24 protein-coding genes are annotated in these 23551 nt (G+C 71.1%); 14 read left to right on the plus strand and 10 right to left on the minus strand.

What is annotated here, in order from left to right:
- Window positions 1–209 precede the first annotated feature (209 nt).
- Genes J2S55_RS29255 through J2S55_RS29280 form a run of 6 tightly spaced genes read left to right on the plus strand, consistent with a single transcriptional unit; the run spans window position 210 to window position 4311 of the window.
- Entirely contained in the window at window positions 210–1448 is a 1239-nt protein-coding gene (locus tag J2S55_RS29255) for an AI-2E family transporter (protein WP_306867576.1), read from the plus strand.
- A gap of 11 nt (window positions 1449–1459) precedes the next feature.
- Window positions 1460–2014 carry a PaaI family thioesterase gene (locus J2S55_RS29260; protein ID WP_306867579.1) on the plus strand — a complete coding sequence of 185 codons (555 nt, stop codon included), beginning with the start codon at window positions 1460–1462 and terminating at the stop codon, window positions 2012–2014.
- Window positions 2011–2454, plus strand: a complete 444-nt coding sequence (gene dut, locus J2S55_RS29265; RefSeq protein ID WP_306867582.1) for a dUTP diphosphatase — start codon at window positions 2011–2013, stop codon at window positions 2452–2454. Before J2S55_RS29260 ends, dut begins: the two co-directional genes overlap by 4 nt.
- Before the next feature lie 33 nt (window positions 2455–2487).
- Window positions 2488–3171 carry a DUF3710 domain-containing protein gene (locus J2S55_RS29270; RefSeq protein WP_306867585.1) on the plus strand — a complete coding sequence of 228 codons (684 nt, stop codon included), beginning with the start codon at window positions 2488–2490 and terminating at the stop codon, window positions 3169–3171.
- Between the two features lie 48 nt (window positions 3172–3219).
- Window positions 3220–3612 (plus strand): OB-fold nucleic acid binding domain-containing protein, encoded by a 393-nt coding sequence (locus tag J2S55_RS29275; protein ID WP_306867587.1) that lies wholly within the window; start codon window positions 3220–3222, stop codon window positions 3610–3612.
- A gap of 33 nt (window positions 3613–3645) precedes the next feature.
- Window positions 3646–4311, plus strand: coding sequence for a DUF3159 domain-containing protein (locus J2S55_RS29280; protein WP_306875612.1), 666 nt, complete (start codon window positions 3646–3648; stop codon window positions 4309–4311).
- A gap of 175 nt (window positions 4312–4486) precedes the next feature.
- On the opposite strand, the gene J2S55_RS29285 is transcribed toward J2S55_RS29280, so the two are convergent.
- Window positions 4487–5158, minus strand: a complete 672-nt coding sequence (locus J2S55_RS29285) for a potassium channel family protein (RefSeq protein WP_306867589.1) — start codon at window positions 5156–5158, stop codon at window positions 4487–4489.
- On the minus strand, window positions 5158–5823 hold the full coding sequence (locus J2S55_RS29290) for a potassium channel family protein (RefSeq protein ID WP_306867592.1): 666 nt from the start codon (window positions 5821–5823) through the stop codon (window positions 5158–5160). The genes J2S55_RS29285 and J2S55_RS29290 overlap by 1 nt, the downstream gene beginning before the upstream one ends.
- 116 nt (window positions 5824–5939) lie before the next feature.
- Here J2S55_RS29290 and J2S55_RS29295 point away from each other — a divergent pair, with 116 nt between their 5' ends.
- Together J2S55_RS29295 and J2S55_RS29300 are read left to right on the plus strand one after the other, a co-directional pair.
- Window positions 5940–8051, plus strand: a complete 2112-nt coding sequence (locus J2S55_RS29295) for an APC family permease (protein WP_306867594.1) — start codon at window positions 5940–5942, stop codon at window positions 8049–8051.
- A gap of 141 nt (window positions 8052–8192) precedes the next feature.
- Window positions 8193–9440 (plus strand): class I SAM-dependent RNA methyltransferase, encoded by a 1248-nt coding sequence (locus tag J2S55_RS29300; protein WP_306867597.1) that lies wholly within the window; start codon window positions 8193–8195, stop codon window positions 9438–9440.
- A 485-nt stretch (window positions 9441–9925) separates the two neighbouring features.
- Here J2S55_RS29300 and J2S55_RS29305 read toward each other — a convergent pair whose 3' ends face one another.
- The 5 genes from J2S55_RS29305 to J2S55_RS29325 all read right to left on the minus strand — a co-directional run bounded on the left by J2S55_RS29305 (window position 9926) and on the right by J2S55_RS29325 (window position 13235).
- Window positions 9926–10123, minus strand: coding sequence for a GntR family transcriptional regulator (locus J2S55_RS29305; RefSeq protein WP_306875614.1), 198 nt, complete (start codon window positions 10121–10123; stop codon window positions 9926–9928).
- A 507-nt stretch (window positions 10124–10630) separates the two neighbouring features.
- Window positions 10631–10780 carry a hypothetical protein gene (locus J2S55_RS29310; protein ID WP_306867600.1) on the minus strand — a complete coding sequence of 50 codons (150 nt, stop codon included), beginning with the start codon at window positions 10778–10780 and terminating at the stop codon, window positions 10631–10633.
- Between the two features lie 663 nt (window positions 10781–11443).
- Entirely contained in the window at window positions 11444–11674 is a 231-nt protein-coding gene (locus J2S55_RS48390; protein WP_370879802.1) for an NUDIX hydrolase, read from the minus strand.
- Window positions 11675–12052: 378 nt separating this feature from the next.
- On the minus strand, window positions 12053–12274 hold the full coding sequence (locus tag J2S55_RS29320) for a hypothetical protein (protein WP_306867604.1): 222 nt from the start codon (window positions 12272–12274) through the stop codon (window positions 12053–12055).
- 211 nt (window positions 12275–12485) lie between these two features.
- Complete coding sequence (locus J2S55_RS29325; RefSeq protein WP_306867606.1) at window positions 12486–13235, minus strand: GntR family transcriptional regulator; 750 nt, start codon at window positions 13233–13235, stop codon at window positions 12486–12488.
- Between the two features lie 113 nt (window positions 13236–13348).
- Here J2S55_RS29325 and J2S55_RS29330 point away from each other — a divergent pair, with 113 nt between their 5' ends.
- Complete coding sequence (locus tag J2S55_RS29330) at window positions 13349–14482, plus strand: adenosylhomocysteinase (RefSeq protein WP_306867609.1); 1134 nt, start codon at window positions 13349–13351, stop codon at window positions 14480–14482.
- A complete protein-coding gene (locus tag J2S55_RS29335; protein ID WP_306867612.1) occupies window positions 14479–15024 on the plus strand; it encodes an NUDIX hydrolase in 546 nt (181 codons plus the stop codon). Before J2S55_RS29330 ends, J2S55_RS29335 begins: the two co-directional genes overlap by 4 nt.
- A 68-nt stretch (window positions 15025–15092) precedes the next feature.
- Here the strand turns inward: J2S55_RS29335 and J2S55_RS29340 are convergent, their stop codons facing one another.
- Window positions 15093–15425, minus strand: coding sequence for a hypothetical protein (locus J2S55_RS29340; RefSeq protein ID WP_306867615.1), 333 nt, complete (start codon window positions 15423–15425; stop codon window positions 15093–15095).
- Window positions 15426–15635: 210 nt separating this feature from the next.
- Between J2S55_RS29340 and J2S55_RS29345 the strand changes: the two genes are divergently transcribed.
- On the plus strand, window positions 15636–15926 hold the full coding sequence (locus J2S55_RS29345; RefSeq protein WP_306867617.1) for a hypothetical protein: 291 nt from the start codon (window positions 15636–15638) through the stop codon (window positions 15924–15926).
- A gap of 290 nt (window positions 15927–16216) precedes the next feature.
- Here J2S55_RS29345 and J2S55_RS29350 read toward each other — a convergent pair whose 3' ends face one another.
- The gene (locus tag J2S55_RS29350) at window positions 16217–16963 is read right to left on the minus strand and encodes a Clp protease N-terminal domain-containing protein (protein WP_306867620.1); all 747 of its coding nucleotides are present in this window, start codon (window positions 16961–16963) and stop codon (window positions 16217–16219) included.
- A gap of 64 nt (window positions 16964–17027) precedes the next feature.
- On the minus strand, window positions 17028–18104 hold the full coding sequence (locus J2S55_RS29355) for a glycoside hydrolase family 18 protein (RefSeq protein ID WP_306867623.1): 1077 nt from the start codon (window positions 18102–18104) through the stop codon (window positions 17028–17030).
- Window positions 18105–18251: 147 nt separating this feature from the next.
- Here J2S55_RS29355 and J2S55_RS29360 point away from each other — a divergent pair, with 147 nt between their 5' ends.
- The 3 genes from J2S55_RS29360 to J2S55_RS29370 all read left to right on the plus strand — a co-directional run bounded on the left by J2S55_RS29360 (window position 18252) and on the right by J2S55_RS29370 (window position 23490).
- Window positions 18252–19175 carry an LLM class F420-dependent oxidoreductase gene (locus tag J2S55_RS29360; protein WP_306867626.1) on the plus strand — a complete coding sequence of 308 codons (924 nt, stop codon included), beginning with the start codon at window positions 18252–18254 and terminating at the stop codon, window positions 19173–19175.
- Between the two features lie 213 nt (window positions 19176–19388).
- Window positions 19389–20957 carry a 3' terminal RNA ribose 2'-O-methyltransferase Hen1 gene (locus J2S55_RS29365; protein ID WP_306867629.1) on the plus strand — a complete coding sequence of 523 codons (1569 nt, stop codon included), beginning with the start codon at window positions 19389–19391 and terminating at the stop codon, window positions 20955–20957.
- Window positions 20950–23490, plus strand: coding sequence for a polynucleotide kinase-phosphatase (locus tag J2S55_RS29370; RefSeq protein ID WP_306867632.1), 2541 nt, complete (start codon window positions 20950–20952; stop codon window positions 23488–23490). The genes J2S55_RS29365 and J2S55_RS29370 overlap by 8 nt, the downstream gene beginning before the upstream one ends.
- The last annotated feature ends 61 nt before the right edge of the window (window positions 23491–23551 follow it).

Raw genomic sequence — 23551 nt, forward strand, 5'->3', positions numbered from 1 at the left:
CTGCTACCTCGACGACAGGGTGCTCTCCCGGCCACCGGGAGAGCGCTGACCCGGACCGGGCGACCACGCGTCGCGGAGGGGCCGGCCGCCCGGCCGGCCCCTCCTTTCCCGTCCCCGTTCCCGTGTCCGGCCGATAACCGCGCGCGTTGTCGGCCGCGGCGTGACACTCTGGAGGGGTGCTCTCCGATCGGGAACGTCTGACACAGCTGGTGCCGCGCACTCTGCTCCGCCTGGCCACATGGTGCCTGTGCCTGATCATCATCGGCTGGGCCGTCTTCTACTTCGCGCAGTTCATCGCGACGCTGCGCATCGTGGTCCTGCCGGTGGCCGTCGCGCTCCTGCTCACCGCGCTGCTGTTCCCGATCACCCGCAGGCTCCGCGCGATGGGCATGCGGCCGATCTACGCCACGTGGCTCACCATGCTCGTCGCGCTCGCGGTGCTGGGCGGCACCGGCTGGTTCATCGGGCTGCGGGCCAACGACGAGTTCCCGCGCCTGGTCGAGCAGGTGCGGGCGACGGCCAAGACCGTGGAGCAGTGGCTCTACACCGGGCCGCTGCACCTGCAACGGAACCAGATCACCACGTGGATCGACGAGATCACCCAGCAGGTCACCGCGCAGCGCAACCAGATCACCCAGACGGTGCTCACCGGCGCCACGGTGGCGATGGAGGTGCTGGCCTCCATCGTGCTGCTGCTGTTCGTCATGTTCTTCCTGCTCAAGGACGGCGACCGGATCTGGTCGTGGTTCCTGGGGGGCTTCGGCGGGGCCGCGCCCCGCGTCGACCGGGCCGGGCGGGCCGCCTGGGTGACACTCTCCCACTACGTGCAGGGCACGGTGGCGGTGGCCGCCGTGCACGGTGTGATCATGGGCATCGTGCTCGCCGGGATGGGGGTGCCGCTCTGGGCGCCGCTGGCAGTGTTGATCTTCCTGGCCAGCTTCATCCCCATCGTCGGCATCTTCTTCGCCGGCGCGATCGCCACCCTGGTCACGCTCGGCGCCAAGGGCCCGATCTACGCCCTGATCTTCCTCGGCATCCTGGTGGTGGAGCAGCAGCTGGAGAACCACGTGCTCCAGCCGCTGATCGTCGGCCGGGCGCTGAGCTTCCACCCGCTGGCGATCATCCTGGTGCTGGCCGTGGGCGGCATCCTGGCCGGCATCGCCGGGGCCGCGGTGGCGGTGCCGGTCGCCGCCGTGATCTACCGGGCACTGCCCGAGCTCAGAAGCGATCCACCGGCCGCGCTGCCCGCCGGGACGGCATCTCCCGAGCCGCCGGGGCCGCCCGGACCGCCGGAGGCGGCCGGTCCGGTCCAGCCGTCCGGGCCGGCGGAGCCGGCAGGCCCGTCCGAGGCGCTCGGCCCGTCCGAGGGGCCGGAGCCGGCCGGGCCGCTCCGTCCGGTCCCCCTGGTCCGTCCGGCGGATGAGGGATCACCGCAGCCCAAGGGGTAACGTTCTGCTCCGTGACCCGTTCCACCGTGACAACCCCTCCCCCGGGAGCGGTCCGGCCGCAGGCGCTGCCGGGCGCCCCCGCCCCCGGCACCCCGCTCGGCCCGCACTACAGCCGCTGCTTCGGCTGCGGCGGCCAGCACCCGACCGGCCTGCATCTGAACGCCACCTCGCCCGACGGGATCACGGTGACCGCCGAGTTCACCGTGGGGGAGGCGCACCAGGGCGCGCCGGGCCTCGCGCACGGCGGCGTGCTGGCCGCGGCGATGGACGAGGTCATCGGCATGTCCATCTGGCTCCTCCAGCGCCCCTACGTCACCGGGCGGCTGGAGACCGACTACCTCGCGCCGGTCCCGGTCGGCACCACGCTGCACCTGCGCGCCTGGTGCACCGGCGTGTCCGGCCGGAAGGCGTACCTTGAGGCTGAGGGGCGGACCGGCTCCCCGGACGGCCCGGTCGCCGTGCGGGCCGCCGCGCTCTTCGTCGAGGTGGGCATGGAACACTTCGCCAAACACGGTGACGCCCAGGCCCTCATCGACGAACATCACGAGTACGAGGTGAATCCGTGACCGACAACGTCGAGGTGCTGATCCACCGGCTCGACGCCGGGCTGCCGCTGCCGTCCTACGCTCATCCGGGCGACGCGGGCGCCGATCTCTACGCCGCCGCGGACGTCGAGCTGCTCCCCGGGGAGCGGGTGATGGTGGGCACCGGGGTGGCGATCGCCCTGCCCGATGGGTATGCCGCGTTCGTCCATCCGCGTTCCGGTCTGGCGGCCAAATACGGTGTGACGCTCGTGAACGCCCCCGGCACCGTGGACGCGGGTTACCGGGGCGAGATCAAAGTGACGCTGCTCAACACCGACGCCAAGGACTCGCTACGGCTGCGCAGGGGAGACCGCGTCGCGCAGCTGGTGATCCAGCGGGTGGAGAGGGCCGCGTTCTACGAGGTGGACCGGTTGCCCGGATCGGCGCGGGGCGCCGACGGGTTCGGGTCCACCGGCCGTTGACAGAGAGCGAACCCGACAAGGAGCGTGAGAGAAGTGTTCGGACGTCGCCGTCGCGAAGAGTCCCCGGCCGTGGCCGGGGAGGCCGGGCAGGACGAGCGGGTCGAGCGGGAGCCGGCACGCGAGTCCGGCCCGTGGGACTCCGGTGAGCCGTATCCCGAGCGGGAACGGGTCGACCTCGGCGGCATGCGCCTGCCGGTCGACCCGGGATTCGAGGTCCAGCTGAACCTGGCCGGTGACCACATCGTCGGTGCGGTCGTCATGGTCGGCGAGAGCGCCCTCCAGGTGCACGCGTTCGCGGCGCCCAAGCGCAACGGCATCTGGGACGAGGTGCGGGACGAGCTCGCCGAGGGCGTCAAGGGCGCCGGTGGCACGGCCGAGGAGCGGCAGGGGCCGTTCGGCGTCGAGCTGGCCGCGCAGGTCCCGGCCGACGGGGTCGCCCAGCCGGTCCGCTACATCGGCGTCGACGGCCCGCGCTGGTTCCTCCGCGCGGTGATCAGCGGGCGTGCCGCGCTGGACGCCGAGGCGGCCGCGCCCCTGGAGGGGGTCATCCGCGACATCGTGGTGGTCCGCGGGGACGAGCCGATGGCGCCCAAGGAGGCGATCGAGCTGCGGCTCCCGCCGGAGGCCAGGCAGGCGGTGGAGCAGCAGGCCGCCGGGGGCGAGGTGCCCGACCTCAACCCGTTCAAGCGAGGCCCGGAGATAGCCGAGCTCCGCTGACGTGGGGGATCGCGTACGCTGATTCAACACGTATGTGAAGGAGAGGTCGTGGGTTCTCAGGAACCGCATAAACAGGGCGGGTTTCGGGGCTTTTTCCGGCGGCTGACGACAAGTCAGGCGGAGCTGGAGGCCACCGAACTCCAGCAGGACCTCGATCGTCATGGCGCCACACCCATCGTCTCGTGCGGCGCCCGCCGCCGGTTCTGCGTTACCGGTACGCTACGGACCGTGACGTTGAGGCCCCGCGGCGGCGCACCCGCGCTCGAAGCGGAGCTTTACGATGGTTCGGATGTGATCGACCTGATCTGGCTGGGCCGCCGGAAGATCGCTGGGATAGAGCCCGGCCGGATGGTCCTGGCCGAGGGGCTCGTCAGCGTGCAGGACGGGCGCAAGGTGATGTTCAACCCCCGATACGAGCTACGTCCGGCGGGCGGTGCGTGAGCGATCGACGACCACGGAGCGGTGAGCGAGAAGATGACCACCAGCGATGAGACCACCGCGCACGACACGGTGGAGGCCGCGATGCGCGTCCAGCTCGCCAAGGCCTTCGGCGGGGTGCGCGGCATCATCGAGGCCGCCGTGCCCACGATCACCTTCACCGGGATGTGGATCGCCACCTCGGAGCTGAAGACGTCCCTGATCGTCAGCATCTCGGCCGCGGTGGTGCTGCTGATCGTGCGGGTGCTGCAGCGCTCGACGCCGCAGTTCGTCCTCAACAGCCTCGTCGGCATCGGCATCGGCGCGTTCTTCGCCTCCCGCACCGGCGACGCCCGTGACGTCTACCTGCCCGGCATCCTCTACAACGCCGCCTACTCGGTGGCGATGCTGATATCCGTCATCACCCGGTGGCCGGTGGTGGGCTTCATGATCGGGTCTGTCACCGGCGACCCGACGGGCTGGCGCAAGGACCCGGCCGTGGTGCGGCTCTGCTCCAAGCTCACCTGGATGCTGATGGTCCCGTGCGTGGTCCGGGTGGCGGTGCAGCTGCCCGTCTACCTGATCGGCGGGGACGACGCGGTCGCCGAGCTGGGCATCCTCAAGATCGTGATGGGCTGGCCGCTGCAGGTCGCGGCCCTCGCCGCCATGGTGTGGCTGCTGGCCAGGGGCCGGACCCCGGTCCGGCCGCCCGCCCTGCCCTGAGGCCGTCCGTGCTGGCCCTGAGGCCGTCCGTGCTGGCCTGAGGCCGCCCGCCCGGCCCCGAAGGCCGCCCGTCCGGCCCTGAGGTCCGAGGCGGCCCGTCCCGCTCCGGGATGGGCGTCCGGCCCTCCTGACGGCCCCCGGTCCCGTACGGCGACGCCGTACGGGACCGGCGCGGTCAGTGGATGGAGCGGTGCGCCGACAGGAGCCGGGCCAGCTCCTCCTCGACCTCCTGGCTGGCCACGAACATCAGCTCGTCGCCGGCCTCCAGCGGGTCGTCGGCGGTGGGCACCAGCACCCGCCCCTCGCGCAGGATCGCGACCAGGGCGGTGTCGGTCGGCCACGGCACCGAACCGGCGCGCTGGCCGACGACCGGCGCGTCCTCGGGCAGGGTGAGCTCCACCAGGTTGGCCTGGCCCTGACGGAAGGTCATCAGCCGGACCAGGTCGCCGACGCTCACCGCCTCCTCGACCAGGGCGCTCAGCAGGCGCGGGGTCGAGACGGCCACGTCCACGCCCCACGACTCGTTGAACAGCCACTCGTTCTTGGGGTGGTTGATCCTGGCGACCACGCGCGGCACGCCGTACTCCGTCTTGGCCAGCAGCGACACGACGAGGTTGACCTTGTCGTCGCCGCTGGCGGCGACGACCACGTGACAGTCGGCCAGGCCCGCCTCGTCCAGCGAGGAGATCTCGCAGGCGTCGGCGAGCAGCCACTCCGCCCGCGGCACCGTGTCGATCTTGATGGCCTTGGGGTCGATGTCGATGAGCAGGACCTCGTGGCCGTTCTCCAGGAGCTCGGCGGCGATGGACCTGCCGACGGCTCCGGCACCCGCGATGGTGACGCGCATCAGTGACCCTCCTCCGGCGCACCGGACAGCACCTTGTTGATGCGGTCCATGTCACTCTCGACCGCCATGACGTGCAGGATGTCGCCTTCCTGCACCACGGAGTCGTTCCTGGGCAGCAGGGTCTCGCCCATCCGGTTGACGAACGCCATGCGCGTGCCCGCGGCCTCCTCCAGGTCCTTGGTCCTGGTGCCGATCCAGCCCGGGTGGTAGGCCACCTCGGCCAGCACGACGGACCCGGTCGGGTCGCGCCACAGCGGCTCGGCGCCCTCGGGCAGCACCCGCCGCAGGATCTGGTCGGCGGTCCAGCGGACCGTGGCGACGGTGGGGATGCCCAGCCGCTGGTAGACCTCGGCGCGCCGGGAGTCGTAGATGCGGGCCACCACGTTGTCCACGCCGAACGTCTCGCGTGCGACCCGGGCGGAGATGATGTTGGAGTTGTCGCCGCTGCTCACCGCCACGTAGGCGCCGGCCGACTCGATGCCGGCCTCTTCCAGGACGTCGCGGTCGAAGCCGATCCCGGTCACCCGGCGACCTCGGAAACCGGCCCGCAGGCGGCGGAACGCCTGCGGATCCCGGTCGATGATCGCGACCGAGTGGCCGCTGTCCTCCAGGATGTGCGCCAGGGTCGAACCCACTCGGCCACACCCCATGATCACGATATGCATGCTCCCCCGCCGGTCGCGTTGAGGCGGATCTTGTTCCCGATGTACTTAGTCAGTATGGCCCGCTGAGGGAGTGCCGCGTCAGCGGGGCGGGTGGATGAGGACTAGCATCGGCAGACGTGTCAAAGGTGACGGACCTTGTCAAGCGCCTGTTCATCGGGCGTGCGCTGCGTAGCACGCAGTTGCATGAGCAACTGCTCCCCAAACGGATCGCACTGCCCGTCTTCGCGAGCGACGCGCTCTCCTCGGTGGCCTACGCGCCGCAGGAGATCCTTGTCATCCTCTCCATCGCCGGGATCTCCTTCTACGGCTTCGCCCCGTGGGTCGCGGTCGCCGTCGTCCTGGTGATGCTCACGGTCGTGGCGTCCTACCGGCAGAACGTGCACGCCTATCCCAGCGGCGGCGGAGACTACGAGGTCGCCACCGTCAACCTGGGCCAGAACGCCGGCCTGACCGTCGCCAGCGCCCTCATGGTCGACTACGTCCTCACCGTCGCGGTGTCGGTGGCCAACGGCGTCGACTACGTGGGCGCCACGATCCCGTACGTCGCCCAGCACAAGCCGACGGTCGCGATCGCCATCGTCGTCGTGCTGACGGTGGTCAACCTCCGAGGCATCCGCGAGTCCGGCGTCGCCTTCGCCATCCCCACCTACGCGTTCATGTTCGCGGTCATCGGCCTGGTCGTGTGGGGCGGCTTCCGGCTGCTGGTGCTGGGCGACGAGCTGCGCGCGCCCACCGCCGACTACGAGATCGTCGCCGAACAGGCCAACCTGACGTCCTTCGCGGCGGCTTTCCTGATCCTGCGGGCGTTCTCCTCCGGCTGCGCCGCGCTCACCGGCGTCGAGGCGATCAGCAACGGCGTGCCCGCCTTCCGTAAGCCCAAGAGCAAGAACGCCGCCAACACGCTGCTGATGATGGGCCTGGTGTCGGTGACCATGTTCGTCGGCATCATCACGCTCGGCCTGGCCTCCGGCGTCAAGCTCACCGACCCCGCCACCGCGGCCCACGGTGTGCTCATCGACGGCCGGCCCGCCGGGCCCGGCTACTACCAGCCGCCGATCATCGCCCAGGTCTCCGAGGCGGTCTTCGGCAGCGGGTCGCTGTTCTTCTTCGTCATCGCCGCCGTCACTGCGCTGATCCTGTTCCTCGCCGCCAACACCGCCTTCAACGGCTTCCCGGTGCTCGGCTCCATCCTGGCCCAGGACCGTTTCCTCCCCCGCCAGCTGCACACCCGGGGCGACCGGCTGGCGTTCTCCAACGGCATCGTCATCCTGGCCGCTGCCGCCTGCCTGCTGCTGTGGGGGTTCCAGGCCGACGTCAGCCGCCTGCTCAACCTCTACATCGTGGGCGTCTTCGTGTCGTTCACGCTGAGCCAGATCGGCATGGTCCGGCACTGGACCCGGCACCTGCGGACCGAGACCGACCGGAAGGTCCGCGCGCAGATGAGGCGCTCGCGGGTCATCAACTTCTTCGGCGGCGTCATGACCGGCGTGGTGCTGGTGGTCGTGCTGCTGACCAAGTTCACCCACGGCGCGTGGATCGTCTGCGTGGCCATGCCGGTGCTGTTCCTGATGATGAAGGCCATCCACCGCCACTACGACAACGTGGCCCAGGAGCTCGCGGTGTCGGAGGACGCCGAGGTGGACGAGACGATGCTGCCCGCGCGCAACCACGCCGTCGTCCTGGTCTCCAAGATTCACAAGCCGACCCTGCGCGCCCTCGCCTACGCCCGCGCCACCCGGCCCTCCACCCTGGAGGCGATCACCGTGGGAGTGGAGGGCGAGGAGGCCCGGGGGCTGCAGGAGGAGTGGGAGCGGCGGGGCATCCCGGTGCCGCTGAAGATGCTCGACTCGCCCTACCGGGAGATCACCCGGCCGATCCTGGAGTACGTCAAGTCGCTGCGCCGCCGCTCGCCCCGCGACGTGGTGACCGTCTACATCCCGGAGTACGTCGTCGGCCACTGGTGGGAGCACCTGCTGCACAACCAGAGCGCCCTGCGGCTCAAGGGCCGCCTGCTCTTCCAGCCCGGCGTGATGGTCACCAGCGTGCCCTGGCAACTCCACTCCTCCGACCGCCTCAAGGGCCGCCCCGAGCGCTACGCCCCCAACGCCGTCCGCCGCCGGGAGCGCGAGGCGGCCGGCGACGAGGCGCGCCACGACGAGGCGGCCCGGGGACAGGCGGCCGGCGACGGGACCGCGGAGGGGCCCCGCCCGCAGCACGGCACCCCGTGAGGAGACGGCGCGGTACCCGTGAGGAGACGGCGCGGCCCCCCGTGACGGGATGGCCCGGGGCGAGGACGGCAAGGCATAACCTTTCGTATGTACTCCTGGCCACAGGGAGGCTCGAACGACGACGGACTGCGAGGACATGGCATGGCGATCGAACTGACGGTGGGACCGGTCGCGCACGGCGGCTGGTGCGTCGCTCGCCATGACGGCCGGGTGGTCTTCGTACGGCACGCCCTGCCCGGCGAGCGCGTCCTGGCGGAGATCACCGAGGAGACCAGCCGGTTCCTGCGGGCCGACGCGGTCGAGATCCTGGAGCCCTCCGCCGACCGGGTGACCCCGCCGTGCCCGTTCGCCGGCCCCGGCCGCTGCGGCGGCTGCGACTGGCAGCACGCCTCGCTCGACGCCCAGCGCCTGCTGAAGACCGACGTGGTCGCCGAGCAGCTGCGGCGGCTGGCCGGGATCGAGTGGAAGGGCATCGTGGAGGAGGTGCCCGGCGCCCCCGACGGCCTCGGCTGGCGCACCCGCGTCCAGTTCGCCGTCGACCGTGACGGCGTCCTCGGCCTGCGCCGCCACCGCTCCCACGACATCGAGCCGGTGGACGCCTGCCTGATCGCCCACCCCGAGGTGGAGAACGTCGGGGCCGAGGTCATGAACTGGCGCAACGCCTCCTCGGTCGAGGTCATCGCCTCCAGCACCGGGGAACAGGCCGTCGTGGTCGCCCCCAAGCCCCGCCGTACGGTGGCCGTGCCCGACCTCGACACGGGCGTGGCCGTCTTCGTGGACGAGGGCAAGGGCCGCACCCGCGTGGTCCACGGCAGCAACCATCTCACCGAGCGCGTCGGCGACCGCGACTTCCAGATCACCGGCAGCGGCTTCTGGCAGGTCCACCCCGGCGCCGCGGCCACGCTGCTGGCCACCGTTCTGGACCTCGCCGCCCCGCAGCCGGGGGAGTGGGCCCTGGACCTCTACTGCGGCGTGGGCCTGTTCGCCGCGGGGCTGGCCGAGGCCGTCGGCCCGGAGGGCGCCGTGTTCGGCGTCGAGTCCGAGGCCGTGGCCGTGCGCGACGCCGAACGCAACCTCCGGGACCTGCCGCAGGCGAGCTTCGCCCGGGGCCGTGTCGAGCACGCCCTCGACCGCTTCGACATCGAACGCGCCGACCTGGTCGTCGTCGACCCGCCCCGGGCCGGTCTGGGGCGCGAGGTCGTCGACCGGATCGCCACCCTCCGGGCCACCCGGATCGTCTACGTCTCCTGCGACCCGGCCACCCTCGCCCGCGACCTCGCCTGGCTCGCCGAGCACGGCTACCGCCTCGCCGACCTGCGCGCCTTCGACGCCTTCCCGATGACCCACCACGTGGAGTGCGTGGCCCTGCTGGTCAGCGATTCGATCTAGGCGCTGACCGGCGAAAACGCAACACGTGATGTCTCACCGAACCCCGGCGTCACCCACGGCAGAACAAGATCATGGCGCACGGAGAGCGCACGATCATGAAAGCGCGCCGGGACCGATCCGGTCGCGGTGCGTCGTTCGCAGAGCCATGTGATCGGCCACCGGTCGGCCGGACGGGGAGCGGAACCCTCACTGTGGCCCGTCGAGCCTCTGGGCGCCCACAGGAGCCGTCTGAAGGTCTTGTGGGCTCTGACGTGCGCCTAAGGGTGTCCGTGCCTCACTGGGGCATCTGGGGGCTGCTCCGGCTCCCGGACCGGACCTGTGAGCAATCGGGGCGACCTGGACGTCATAGCCGTGAGCGACATACGGTGTCCGTCCACCTCATGATCTCCGGCCGCCGCGGATCCCCACTCCGTGGCGGCCGACCAGCTGTTCGTCCTGTGCGAGAGCCCCGGTCCGGGAAGGACCGGGGCTCTCCGCTGTCCGGGCTACTGTTCGGCCGGCTCGGCGACGAACGATCCCACGCCGGGCGTCGTGATGATCAGCCCGTCCTCGCGAAGCTGCGCGGTCATCTTACGGATCGTGACCCGGGCGACGCCGAACTCGGATTCGAGCCGCACCTCGGAGATCAAGCTCTTCGGCGGATACTCGCCGGCCTCGATGCGCTCCTTGATGACGGCGTAGATCTGGCGCCACTTCGGCTGGGCGGGTCGTACTTGAACATGATCATGACTGTACGTAGGGCCTGAGCTGCGCTCATAGCGACTCGTGGCAGCTCATAGCCATAGCTATGCATAGTCAGGTAAACGTGCGGTCGGCGCATGAGCCGCATGACGCGGGAGGAGTTCATGGCCGCCTGGCACGCCTTGGGCCGGTAGATCTGCGCGCACTGTGGCCACCACATCCTCCGGATCAACAGCGCGACGGGCTACCTGTACGTCATCTTCCTATGGCTCGGTCAGTGCAGTGGGCCGCGCGGCCTGCATTTCCCTGACGTCCGCCGGGCATGCGCGCACCCGGCATCACCCGGGTCCCGGTCGGAACGGCGGCCACGCCCTTGGAGGGGGAAGCGGGCCGCCGAAGCGAAGGGCCTCCGCCGCGCGGCGGAGGCCCTTCGTGTGGTCATGGATCATCCCCGCGAATGCGGAGTGGAACGGGCGGTGAGCCCTGGCCGAAGTGAAGGGCCCAAGGATTTACGGGCGCGCCAGGAGCGCGAGCAGATCCTCGCGGCCATACGCCACCACAAGCGCCACCACCACGATCGTGATGATGATGACCCGCACCTGCCGGCCCCAGCTTTCGGGGACGGTCACGCTCATGGAGAAGTTCTTGCTGTCGGACACGGGGGCTTCCTCGCTGTCGTGAGACGTGGATGGTCGCCGGACCCGGGGACCGCTCAGCGGCAGAGCGCTACACTGGGCAGTGTTGACATGCCAGAACAGCGCTTGGACCCAGGTCCGGTTGTTCTACGAGAGCCCGATCCCTTTGCCGAGGGGTCGGGCTTTTTCGTTGTTGGGGTAACAATACAGCTTTTCTGCGAAGAGGGTGTCGCGAGGCGTCCTAGGGGTCCCGGACTCCCTTCGTGGACAAGTTCCTTGAGCATTGATGTGGCGCTGACCTGCGAAAATGCCTTTCTTATATCCCTTTCATATCTGAATCTGATTCAGATATAGCGCTCAAGCGGCATCCTCTTGTTGGGTGCCTGTGAACCATGGATGGTTCATGCAGACCAATTACGTTCCGCGAGGTTCCGTGTGAATCTGCGAGGGGTCGCGTGGGGTCAGGGCGATGGGAGGGCGCGGAAGGGAGCAAGCGGCGTCGGTGTGCCAAAAAGGCTTCAACGTCACCTCTGTCCGATTCTTGCACACCTTAGGGATCATCGTGCGTAGTTTCTGTGGATCTTCTGGTAGAAGATCATTCCGCAGGTGTAGGCCGCCCTTCCTGGTCTGCGAGCTAGTCGAGCGCAGCGTTGAGATACTCCTGGACGGGCTCAAGGAACGGGAGTGCTACAGCTCCATCGTCCTCGCATGATCGCACCACTTCACCGCGTCCAGCTCGTCCGCAGCCGTGTAATCGAGGGCCTCGCGCGCCACATGGATCATCCGGCAGCTAGTCGCCGGGTGGATGTGCTCGCCGAGGGTCTCGATAGCAACAACATCGAGGCCGGTCTCCTCCAGTGTTTCCCGTACAGTGGCCTGCTCGCCGGGCTCGCCTTGGCCAGCGGGGAACTGCCGCAGTAGGGCGCCTTCGGGTGCGGATGATGCGGCAGCTCGTCTCGGCTGGGCTACTGCCTGCTGGCGAGCAGCTCATGCCCATCCCAAAGACGCTTCGCCCGCGCACCCTCACCGGCCAGTTCGCCCTGAACCCCGGCGGCGACGAGGACGACGCCCTGAGCGCCAGGGCACTGGGTGCGTGCTATCCGGCCCGCATCCGACCTCGATGATGCGACACCTGCGCATCGGCTCCATCGCGCCGACGCCGGGTCTGGACCCGGAGATCCTCGTCCTGTACGGCTCGGGGGGCATGCCCGCCTGGAGGTCGCCTCCCACGCGACTGCGGGCGAGGCGTACGCCGTCCGCCGTGACGCCGTCGCCATGGCCGCGTTGTGTCGCGTCTTACAGGCCGAACAGGAACAGAAGCAGCAGGCGGTCACTGCTCCAGCCGGCAGTGGCAGGAAGGCCGGCCGCCTGGAGGGCCGTATCTTGGCCGCCCTCGGTGCCGCCGAGAACGCGATGAGCGCCGACGACATCCTGGCCGCTGTGCTGGAGGACGGCGGCAAGCCGGTCCGGCTCGGCTCGGTCCGCAACGCTCTCGGCCAGTTCGCTGATGACGGCCACGTCGCCCGCCTTGAGTGTGGCCTGTATGCCCAACCCTGATCTTGTTGGGAAATGATTGCCGGCTCAGATGGATGCAAGGACACCGAACCTCCCGATCGCGGCCGCCTGTCCGTGATGGGTTGATTACATTTAGTCATCATAGGCAGGGTGATCGTGTCTCAGGATTCGCCAACAGCATCCGCACGGGCGGGGGCTTCGTCATGTCCGGTGCCTACTCGCGCACGATGGGGTAGCCGACCTCGAACCTCGACGCGTCGCGTCGGGTGACGTTGACCTCGACCACCCGCCCCGCTGTCGGCCCCGCGGTCGCGGTCGTCGTGCGGGTGACGCACAGCACCGGCACCCCCGGCGCCAGACCGAGCAGGCTGGTCTCCTCTGGGGTGGCTGCACGCGCGGAGATGGCGCCCGCCCACTCCAGGACACCCCAGCCGAGATCCTGCTCCATGCGGTCGTAGATGCCGCCCGGGCCGGTGTCGGCCTCGGCGAGCACGGTGCCGGCGGCGAGATCCGCCGGCAGATACGACGTGGCGAGCTGCACGGCCCGGCCGGCGCCCGGGTCGCCCATGACGCGGTCGCGGATTACCACTGAGGCGCCGGTCTCCAGGCCGAGCAGGGCAACCAGGTCCGGCGGGCAGGGTCCCTCAGTCACGGTGGGAGGCTGCAGGGGGCGCAGGGGCTGCGTGGCCGCTGCGAAGAAGTAGCCGAGCTCATCGCGATAAGCGCCGGTGTCGAGGGTGAGGCGCTGCCGGGCGGGGTGTTGCTGCACGTAAGTGCCGCCCTTGCGGACCGGCCGCAGGAGCCCTTCCTTGGTGAGCTGGGCGACAGCACGGCGGATCATGGTGCGACTGCAGTCGTATCGCGCCTCCAGCTGCTCCTCTTTGGGGATCGTGCTGTCGGGCGGGTAGGTGCCGTTCAGGATGGCGGTGCGGAGGTCGTCGGCAACGTCTTGCCAGCGGGTCATGTCGTTCTCACCTCTTTCGGATACTCATTACATCACTACCTATTGACGGAAGCTGTACGCGTGCTAACACTCTGCGTTAGGTAGTTACCTAATCCTGTTCCCGGAGGTGGACCATGCAAGAGGACTTCGAGAAGTCCCGGGTAGACGCCTTCTTCCGAAGAGTCACCGAGCTCCGCCCCACCCCTCACCGCGGCGTCTCCGCCGTCGTCGTCACCCACCTGCTCCCCGAGCGACCGGCATTCCTGCGCGCCGTCGCCCGCCTCGCCAACGTCGCCGCCGTACTCCCCAAGCCGAAGTCGATCGACACCGCAGCGCTCCGCGAAATCAGCGGCGTCATGCCCGTCGACCAGCTCGACCGCAGCCGCTTCGCCGACCCCGCCCAGACCCTCACCTACCTGGAGTCACGGGCAGCCGGTCAGCGCCTCGTCCTGCTCGACGTCGGCGGCTACTTCGCCCCCGCCCTGGACCACCTGTGCGCCCAGTTCTCCGGGCAGATCGTCGGCGTCGTCGAGGACACCGAGAACGGCCATCAGCGCTACGCCCAGCTCGACAAGCCCCCGTGCCCGGTCTACAGCGTCGCCCGCAGCCCCCTGAAGGACCCGGAGGACTACCTCGTCGGCCAGTCCGTCGTCTTCTCCACGGAGGCGCTCGTGCGGGCCCGCGGCGACATCCTGCACGGCCGGCCTGCCGCCGTCATCGGCTACGGCAAGCTGGGCCGCAGCATCGCGGCGATGCTGCACGCCAAGCACATCCCCGTCCGCGTGTTCGACCTCGACCCGGTCCGGCGGGCCCAGGCCCTCTCCCAGGGGTACCGCACCACCCCCACCCTGGCCGACGCCCTCGCCGGCGCGGGCCTGGTGGTGTGCGCCACCGGCAACATGGCGCTGCGGGAGGAGGACTTCGGCCGGGTCGCCAACGGCGCCTACATCGCCTCCGTCACCAGCTCCGACGACGAACTGGAGCTCGGCGCCCTCGATGGGCTCTACGACCGGGCTCGGGTCGAGCCGCACGTCACCCGGTACGCCCGTACCGGCCACTACTTCTACGTCCTGGCCGACGGCAACGCCGTCAACTTCCTGCACGGCGCGAGCGTGGGCGCGTTCATCTTCCTCGTCCAGGCCGAGATCATCGCCGCTCTCGCGCTTCTCGCCTCCACCGAGCACGACACGGGCATGCATGAGGTTCCGGCCGATATCCGGCAGTCGATTGCCGCCCAGTGGCTCAGCTACTTCGATGGGGTGTCATGACAGTCTCTCGTGACGAGATCCGCGCCGTCCTGGACCGCTACCTCGCCGCCCACCCGGGCCGCGTCGAGGACGTCGCGCCGCTGACCGACGCGCTGGCCGGCGACCACGACCTCACCTCCCGCAAGTCTCTCCCCCTGCACGTCACGTGCAGCGCCGCCGCGATCAACGACGCCGGGCAGGTGCTGATGATCCACCACCGGGCGCTGAACCGCTGGCTGCTGCCCGGCGGGCACGTCGAGCCGGAGGACCTCAGTCTGTACGGCGCCGCGCTGCGGGAGCTGGAGGAGGAGACCGGCATTCCCTGGCAGCACGCGGTCTCCCCGCCGGCGCACGACATCGTGCCGCTCGACGTGGATATCCACGAGATTCCCGCCAACCCGGTCAAGGGTGAGCCCGCGCACTGGCACGCGGACTTCCGGTTCGCCTTCTGGGTGAAGGCCGGCGAGGTGTCGATCCAGGAGGAGGAGGTGTCGGCCTTCGCCTGGCGTGACCGGTCCGCGCTACCGACCGCTCGCCTGGTGGAGATGGCAGGCACGATCTGAGTCCAGACATGCAGGAACGGCCCCGCCCTCCGTAGAGGACGAGGCCGTTCTGTCGCGGACACCAGGCGCTATGCGACCGGAGGAGCCTGCAGGTAGTTACCGTTGGGATCCCGGCGAAGCCCGTTCTCCAGCGATAGGGGAGACAAGCCGGTCACACCGCACAGACGGGCGAACTCGTGGATGTCGAAGTTCGGGTCTGCGTGCCCGAGAACTTGCGCGGTCACCCACATGACGTTGGTCTTCACGCAGCGGGTCTCCTTGACGGTGAGAGGAGGCTCACCGCTTACCTTCGAGTCCCACTCCCGCCTGTGACCGGCGCGATCCAGCCGCTCTGTGGCGTCGCTCCAGTCGTGGTTTGCGATCTCTGCAGCGAATTCGCGCGCAAGGCGACTAAGAGCCATGGTCCCTCCTAGTAGGACGAGGCGGCTTGGTTGACCATCCGAATAGGTCACCGCCCGATGTGGCTGTTCTCCTCAACGTACGCGTTCCAGGCCCGCGCCGCTTCCCAGAGCGCCATCATGGCCGAAATATGGAGAACCGGTATCTCCTCAAGCCCGGTAGCCGGTGCTCCTCTGAAGGTGTTCTCCTTCCCGAATGAGGAGTCACCCACAATGAAGATCCGCCGATTACATTCCGCTGTACTCGCCGTGGCGCTGGGCGCCAGTGTCCTGGCCAGTACCCCCGCCTTCGCCGCCACCCAGACCGGCGCGGCCGTGGCCTCCGGGGGCTGGCCGACACCGGACTGGTACCTGCAGGGCCCCTACCAGACCCTGGCCGCCTGCGACCTCGCCTACGAGGACGCTGCGCAGAACGGTCAATACACCGGGCTCGTCTACTGTCACTGGTTCCGCGGGGGTGGCCCTTATCTGGCGGGTTTCTACTACGAGGTGTACATCCCCTGAGCTTCAACAGGTGTGATGGGCGAGCCCCGGCCACCGGTGCGGCGAGGCACGCCGCACACTGAAACCGCGTGGATGCCGGTCGAGGCGCAGAACGAAGTTGTCCATGCCGAGGTGACGACGCCGATGGAGGGCGCGTAGTTCAAGATCAACGCGCACCGGGAGCGCGCGGAGAGCGATCGTGAGCCGGTTACCCCACTCCGACCTGCGGCGACGTTAATTCGACGTGGTCCCGACGACCCACCACGTGGAGTGCGTGGCCCTGCTGGTCAACGGCGCCGACCAGGGCCGGCTCACTCCTCGCCCAGCCGCGCCTCCAGCCGGTCCAGCCGCTGGAGGACCGGCCCCAGTTCCTGGCGGATGGCGGCGGACAGGGCCGCGGCCGAGTCGGCCGGGGCGCCGGCGGCCTGTGTCTGCGCCCGGAGGTGGACGTAGCCGGCCAGGGCGGCGGTGACGGTGCGGCGGGTCAGCCGGGGTTCGGCGCCGAGGCTCCGCAGGATCCGGCCGCCGGCCCCCTCGGGCTCGGCGATCAGCCCGAGGAGCAGGTGCTCGCAGCCGACGTAGTTGTGCCCCATGCCGGTCGCGTCGACGACGGCCAGCTCCAGGGCCCCCGCCGCGGATCGGCTGAACTGGAGCGGGGAGTCGCCCGGCGCGGCGGAGGGCGTGCCGGAGGCCGGCCGCTCCAGCTCGCGCAGTACGTGGTCGGGGTCGATCTCCATGGCGCGCAGGATGTGCAGGGCCAGGTTGCTCCCCTCGGCCAGCATGCCGCCCAGCAGATGCTCGGTGCCGACCTCGGCCGTCCCCTCGGCGCGCGCCCGTTCCACCGCGAGCTTGATTGCGGCGCGGGCACGCTCGGTGAAGTGGGTCAGGCGGGCCGCCGGGTCGTCGAGGTCGGGGCTGCCCAGCGCCGTCTCCCGGATGGCGGTGACCCGCCGTACGGCCTGCTCCAGGGCGCGCTGGCAGATGGCCGAGACCGGCACCCCCGACTCTCTCACCGCCTCGGCCAGGTCGTCGGGTAGATAGACGTTGATCTTCGGCATCACGCCCCCTTGTAGGGTTAGTAAAGGGTTATAACCCAGTTATAACCCTGCTGGGGGTAGCTGTCTAGGGGGAGACGGCCGCGAGGAGCCGGGCGACCTCGGGGGTGGGGGCGGCGCCCCGGGTGGAGAGCCAGGCCAGGCCGTTGCGGGCGGTGAAGGCGGTCAGCTTGCGGGCGTCGGTCGCGGTGAGGTCCTGGGGGCCGGTCAGGACCGGGGTGAGGGCGATCCTGTGCCAGGCGGTGGGCTCGGCGAGGGAGCCGGCCACCTGGGGGTGGGCGGCGCGGACGGCCGCGGCGACGGCGCGCAGGTCCGACCGGCCGCCGGCGGCGGCCTGGAGCGGGGCGAGGAGGTTGACGGCGGCGATCTCGGCGCCGGCCTCCCGGGTGGAACGGAGCATCGTCTGGTCGCCTGGCGTCAGGCCCGTCCCGGACACCGGCAGGGTGAAGCTCACGGTGAGCGGGCGGCCCCGCGCGGCGGCCTCCCGCTGGAGGGCCGCGATCGCGCCCGCGCGGCGCAGCACGGTCTCGCCGTCACCCGGGTCCCGGACCTCGAAGTCGACGTAGGTGGCCCCGAAGGCGGCGACCGCCCGGCGGTAGGCGGCGACGAGGCGGCCGGGGTCGGTACAGGCGGTGGCCAGCTCGCGGCCGGCCGGACCGCCGAAGGCCAGGCCCGCGTCGCCGCCGGCCGCGCGCAGGCGGCCCAGGCGGCCGGCGACCGGGCCGCCGGGCCGCTGCCGGCCGCCGGCCCACTCGGCCGTGCAGCCGTCCGGTCCGGCGGTGAGATGGCCGAGGGTGAACCAGCGGACGCCGCCCTGCCGGGCGGTCCTGGTCAGGTTGGAGAGCGGCCCGTCGCCGGTGTCGACGAACGGCACGTAGCCCGACGGGCGGACGGAGGCGCGCGGGGAGAGGGGCGCTCCGGGGGCCTGGTCGGCCGCGGGCAGGGTGGTCAGCCGGGGAGGGCCGACCCTGGGGTGGGGGGCCTGCCCGGCCGCCGGACGCCCGCCGGTCCCGGCCGGCAGGAGCCAGACGGCGAAGCCGGTCCCGGTGACGAGCGCGGCCGCCGCGAGCGCGACCAGCGATCGGGGAGGGGTGCCCGGCTCGCGGGTCCGGCGAGCGGCGGAGTGGTCTGTCGCCACCGGCATGGGTTCCACCTTCTCCACGGCGTCGATCCGTCGCTTTGAGTGCATGAGCCGCTACAGAGCGGACCGGAAGTCTGAACGCTAGCAAGCGCCCCGCCGCCGCGCGGGCTTTCTGCGGATGCCGTCCGGAGTGCCCGGATAATGGGGTTCATGAAGTTGAGGATCTTCACCGAACCGCAGCAGGGCGCCACCTACGACGAACTGCTGACGGTCGCGCGGACCGCCGAGCGTCTGGGGTTCGACGCCTTCTTCCGTTCCGACCACTACATGCGGATCGGGCCGGGCGACCCCGGTCCCGGCTCCAGCGACGCCTGGGTGACCCTCGCGGGCCTGGCCAGGGAGACCTCCACGATCAGGCTCGGCACCCTGGTCACCCCGGTCACCTTCCGGCTGCCCGGCCCGCTGGCGATCAGCGTGGCCCAGGTGGACCGGATGAGCGGGGGCCGGGTCGAGCTGGGCCTGGGCACCGGCTGGTTCGACGCCGAGCACACCGCGTACGGGATCCCGTTCCCGCCGATGGGTGAGCGCTTCGGCCGCTTCGAGGAGCAGCTGGAGATCCTCACCGGCCTGTGGACCACGCCCGCGGGGGAGAAGTTCTCCTTCGAGGGCGCCCATTACCGGCTGGCGGACTCGCCGGCGCTGCCCAAGCCCGTGCAGAGCCCCAGGCCGCCGATCATCATCGGCGGGTTCGGCGCCAAGCGCACCCCGCGGCTGGCCGCGCGCTTCGCCGACGAGTACAACCTGCCCTTCCACACCCTGGACGACACCGGGCTGGCCTTCGGCCGGGTCCGGGAGGCGTGCGAGGCGGAGGGGCGCTCGAAGATCGTGCTCTCGGCCGCCCAGACCGTCGCCGTCGGCTCCGACGAGGCCGAGGTGGCGCGCCGGGCCGAGGCCGCCGGACAGGACCTCGCCGCACTGCGCGCGAGCGGCCTGGCGGGCACCCCGGCGGAGGTGGTCGACAAGCTCGGCAGGTTCGCCGAGCTGGGCGCCGAGCGGGTCTACCTCCAGGTGATGGACCTGTCGGACCTGGACCACCTGGAGCTCATCGCCGCCGAGGTCCTGCCCCACGTGTAGGCCGTGGACCTCCGCCGCACCCCTCACGGGCGCGGCGGCCCGGCCGGATCACCGCCGGATCGGCGGGGGGCCGGGGACGCGCCGCCGCCCGCCCGGGAGGCCGCCGGGCGGCCCCGGCCCGTCCGGCGTGACCGCGGGCACCGGGGTTCCGCGATCACGTCCGGCCCGTTAACCCATGGCCCGTCCGGCCGGATGTCGGGCAGACTGAGCCGGGTGTTGCTCACGATCTCCACGACCGTACGGCCCGCCACCGACCTCGGTTTCCTGCTGCACAAGCATCCGGACCGGGTTCAGGAGTTCGGCCAGTCGTACGGCGTGGCCCGCGTCTTCTACCCGGAGGCCGACGAGGAGCGTTGCACGGCGGCGCTGATGCTCGAGGTCGACCCGGTCCGCCTGGTCCGCTCGCGCGGCCGCTCCACCCCCGACTACGCGCTGGGCCAGTACGTCAACGACCGGCCCTACGCCGCGTCGTCGCTGCTGGCCGTGGCGCTGGCGGAGGTGTTCCGCACGGCCCGCGCCGGTCGCTGCGACAGCCGTCCCGAGCTGGCCGCCGGCCCCATCCCGCTGGAGATCGCGCTGCCCGTGCTGCCCTGCCGGGGCGGCCCCGGGATGGCCCACCGGCTGTTCGAACCGCTGGGCTGGGAGGTCGAGGCGCTGCCCGTGCCGCTGGACGCGGAGTTCCCCGAGTGGGGCGACTCCCGCTACGTCCGGCTGTCGCTGCGCGGCGAGGTACGGCTGGCCGACGCGCTCAACCAGCTCTACGTGCTGCTGCCGGTGCTCGACGACGCCAAGCACTACTGGGTCGCCTCCGACGAGGTGGACAAGCTGATCCGGGCGGGCGAGTCCTGGCTGGCCGCCCATCCCGAGAGGAGCCTGATCACCCGCCGCTACCTCGGCCGCAGCCAGGCCCTGACCCGCACCGCCTTCGCCCGCCTGGCCGAGCTCGGCGACGACGTGGAGGAGGACCTCGAACCTCCCGTGGAGGAGGAGGCCGCCGCCGGTGCCCTCCTGGAGGCCGCAGCCGGTGTCCTCCCGGAGGAGGCCGCCGGTCCCCGCGCCGAGGGGGCCGCGGCCGGGCCCCCGCCGGTGGAGGCCCCCTCCGCGACGGCGGGACAGGTCCCCGCGCCCGGGGGAGAGCCGGGCGGCGCGCCCAGGCGGCCCCTGAACGTCCTGCGCCGCGAGGCCGTGGTCGAGGCGCTGGGGGAGCTCGGCGCGCACCGCGTCATCGACCTGGGCTGCGGCTCCGGGCAGCTGGTCGGGGCGCTGCTGGGCAGGCCGGAGTTCACGAAGGTGACCGGGGTGGACGTGTCGGCGCAGGCGCTGGCACTCGCGGTCAGGCGGCTGAAGCCCGACCGGATGCCCGACCGGCAGCGGGAGCGGCTGGAGCTGTTCCAGGGGGCGCTGACCTACACCGACGCCCGGTTCGCCGGATACGACGCGGCCGTTCTCATGGAGGTCGTCGAGCATGTCGACCCGCCACGGCTGGACGCGCTGGAGCGGGTGGTCTTCGGCGCCGCCCGGCCCGGACACGTGATCGTGACGACGCCCAACGCCGAGTACAACGTGCGCTACGACTCCCTGGAGGGCATGCGCCACCCCGACCACCGCTTCGAGTGGACCCGGGCCGAGTTCCGGGCGTGGGCGGCGAAGGTCTGCGACGACTACGGCTACCACGTCGCCTTCCGGCCGGTCGGCGACGACGACCCCGAGGTGGGCCCGCCCACCCAGATGGCCCTGTTCGGCCTCGGAGACGGTGTGAACGCGGGAGGCGGAGATGACTGAGATCACCGTGCCGGAGATGTCGCTCGTCGTGCTCGTCGGGGTCTCCGGCAGCGGGAAGTCGACCTTCGCCCGCCGGCACTTCAGGCCGACCCAGGTGGTCTCCTCCGACTTCTGCCGCGGCCTGGTGTCGGACGACGAGAACGACCAGAGCGCCACCTCCGACGCCTTCGACGTGCTGCACTACATCGTCGGCACCCGGCTCAGGCGGGGCCTGCTGACGGTCGTGGACGCCACCAACGTCCAGTGGGAGGCGCGTAAGAAGCTGGTCGAGCTGGCCAAGTCCCACAACGTGCTCGTCGACGCGATCGTCATGGACGTGCCGGAGGAGGTGGCGATCGAGCGCAACGCCGCCCGGCCCGACCGGGACTTCGGCCCCCACGTGATCCGGCGGCAGCGCAAGGACCTGCGGCGCTCCATGGCGAAGATCTCCCGCGACGGCTTCCGCCGGGTCCACGTGCTGCGCGGGACCGACGAGATCGAGGCCGCCACCGTCGTCACCGAGAAGGCGTGGAGCGACAGGCGCGAGCTGACCGGGCCGTTCGACATCATCGGCGACGTGCACGGGTGCCGGTCGGAGCTGGAGACGTTGCTGCGCGCCCTGGGGTGGGAGATCGACCCCGGCGGCACCGGCGCGACCCACCCCGAGGGCCGGACGGCGGTGTTCGTCGGCGACCTGGTCGACCGGGGGCCCGACTCGCCGGGCGTGCTCCGGCTGGTCATGGGCATGGTCGCGGCCGGGACCGCGCTGTGCGTGTCGGGCAACCACGAGCAGAAGCTGGCCCGCGCGCTCAACGGCCGCAAGGTCAGGGTCGCCCACGGGCTGCAGGAGTCGCTGGACCAGCTCGCCGCCGAGCCCGAGGAGTTCCGCGGGGCCGCGCTGGCCTTCATGGACGGGCTGATCAGCCACTACCAGCTCGACGGCGGCAGGCTCGTCGTCGCGCACGCCGGGCTGAAGGAGGACTACCACGGCCGCGCCTCGGGCCGGGTGCGCGCCTTCGCGCTGTACGGCGACACCACCGGCGAGACCGACGAGTACGGGCTGCCGGTGCGCTACCCGTGGGCGCGGGAGTACCGGGGCCGGGCCATGGTCGTCTACGGCCACACCCCGGTCCCCGAGACCGAGTGGATCAACAACACGATCTGCCTGGACACCGGCGCCGTGTTCGGCGGGAGGCTGACCGCGCTGCGCTACCCGTCCAAGGAGATCGTCTCGGTGCCCGCCGAGAAGGTCTGGTACGAGTCGGTCAGGCCGTTCGGGGCCCCGGGCCGGCGTGACCCCGAGGCGCTCGCCATCGGCGACGTCCAGGGCACCAAGCACATCGAGGTGCGTCACGGCGGCGGCCGCGTCAAGGTCCGGGAGGAGAACTCGGCCGCGGCACTGGAGATCATGAGCCGGTTCGCGGTCGACCCGCGCTGGCTGGTCTACCTTCCCCCCACGATGGCGCCGCCGGAGACCTCCGGGCTCGACGGCTACCTGGAGCACCCGGCCGAGGCGTTCGCCGAGTTCGCGGCCGCGGGGATCACCCATGTCGTGTGCGAGGAGAAGCACATGGGCTCGCGGGCGGTGGCCGTACTGGCCAGGGACCCGGAGACGGCGGCGGCGCGGTTCGGGGTCTCGGACGGGACCACCGGGGCCGTCTACACCCGGACCGGCAGGCCGTTCTTCCCCGACACCACCGAACTGGTGGACCGGCTCAGCCGGGCGTGCGCGCCGCTCATGGACGAGCTGGGCACCGGCTGGCTCGCCCTCGACTGCGAGCTGCTGCCCTGGTCGGCGAAGGCGGAGGGGCTGATCCGCAGCCAGTACGCCTCGGTGGGGGCCGCGGCCCGCACAGCGCTGCCCGAGGCGATCACCGTCCTGGAGGCGGCGGCCGGGCGCGGATTGGATGTGGGCGATCTACTGGGCCGCACCCGTCGCCGCCACGCCAACGCTGCCCGGTTCCGGGACGCGTATGCGCGTTACTGCTGGCCGGTCTCGGGTCTGGACGGGATACGGCTGGCGCCGTTCCAGATCCTCGCCTGCGAGGGCCGGGCGACCGCCGCCGAGGAGACGCACTCCTGGCACCTGGACATGCTCTCCCGGCTCACCGATCCGCTGATCGCGCCCACCCGGCACGTCTCCGTCGACCTGGCCTCGCAGGAGTCCAGGGACACGGCGACCGACTGGTGGTCCGCGCTGACCGCCGACGGCGGGGAGGGCATGGTGGTCAAGCCGCTGCGGTGGCCGCGGGAGGCCGACGGCGAGCGGGCGGGCGGAGCGGGCGCGGCCGTGCCCGGGGGCCGGGTGCAGCCGGGGATCAAGGTGCGCGGGCGGGAATACCTGCGGATCATCTACGGCCCCGACTACACCGAGAGCCTGGAGGTCCTGCGCCGCCGCTTCCTGGGACGCAAGCGCTCCCTCGCCCTGCGCGAGCACGCCCTCGGGCTGGAGGCGCTGTCCAGGCTGGCCGAGGGCGAGCCGCTGTGGCGCGTGCACGAGCCGGTCTTCGCCGTCCTGGCGCTGGAGTCCGAGCCGGTGGACCCGCGTCTGTGATCTCCAGGTAAAGACAGGTGAAGAAGCAAGGCATTTTCCCGATTCGGGCGATCGCTCCCCC

This window comes from Streptosporangium brasiliense, from assembly GCF_030811595.1.
GTDB classification, from domain to species: domain Bacteria; phylum Actinomycetota; class Actinomycetes; order Streptosporangiales; family Streptosporangiaceae; genus Streptosporangium; species Streptosporangium brasiliense.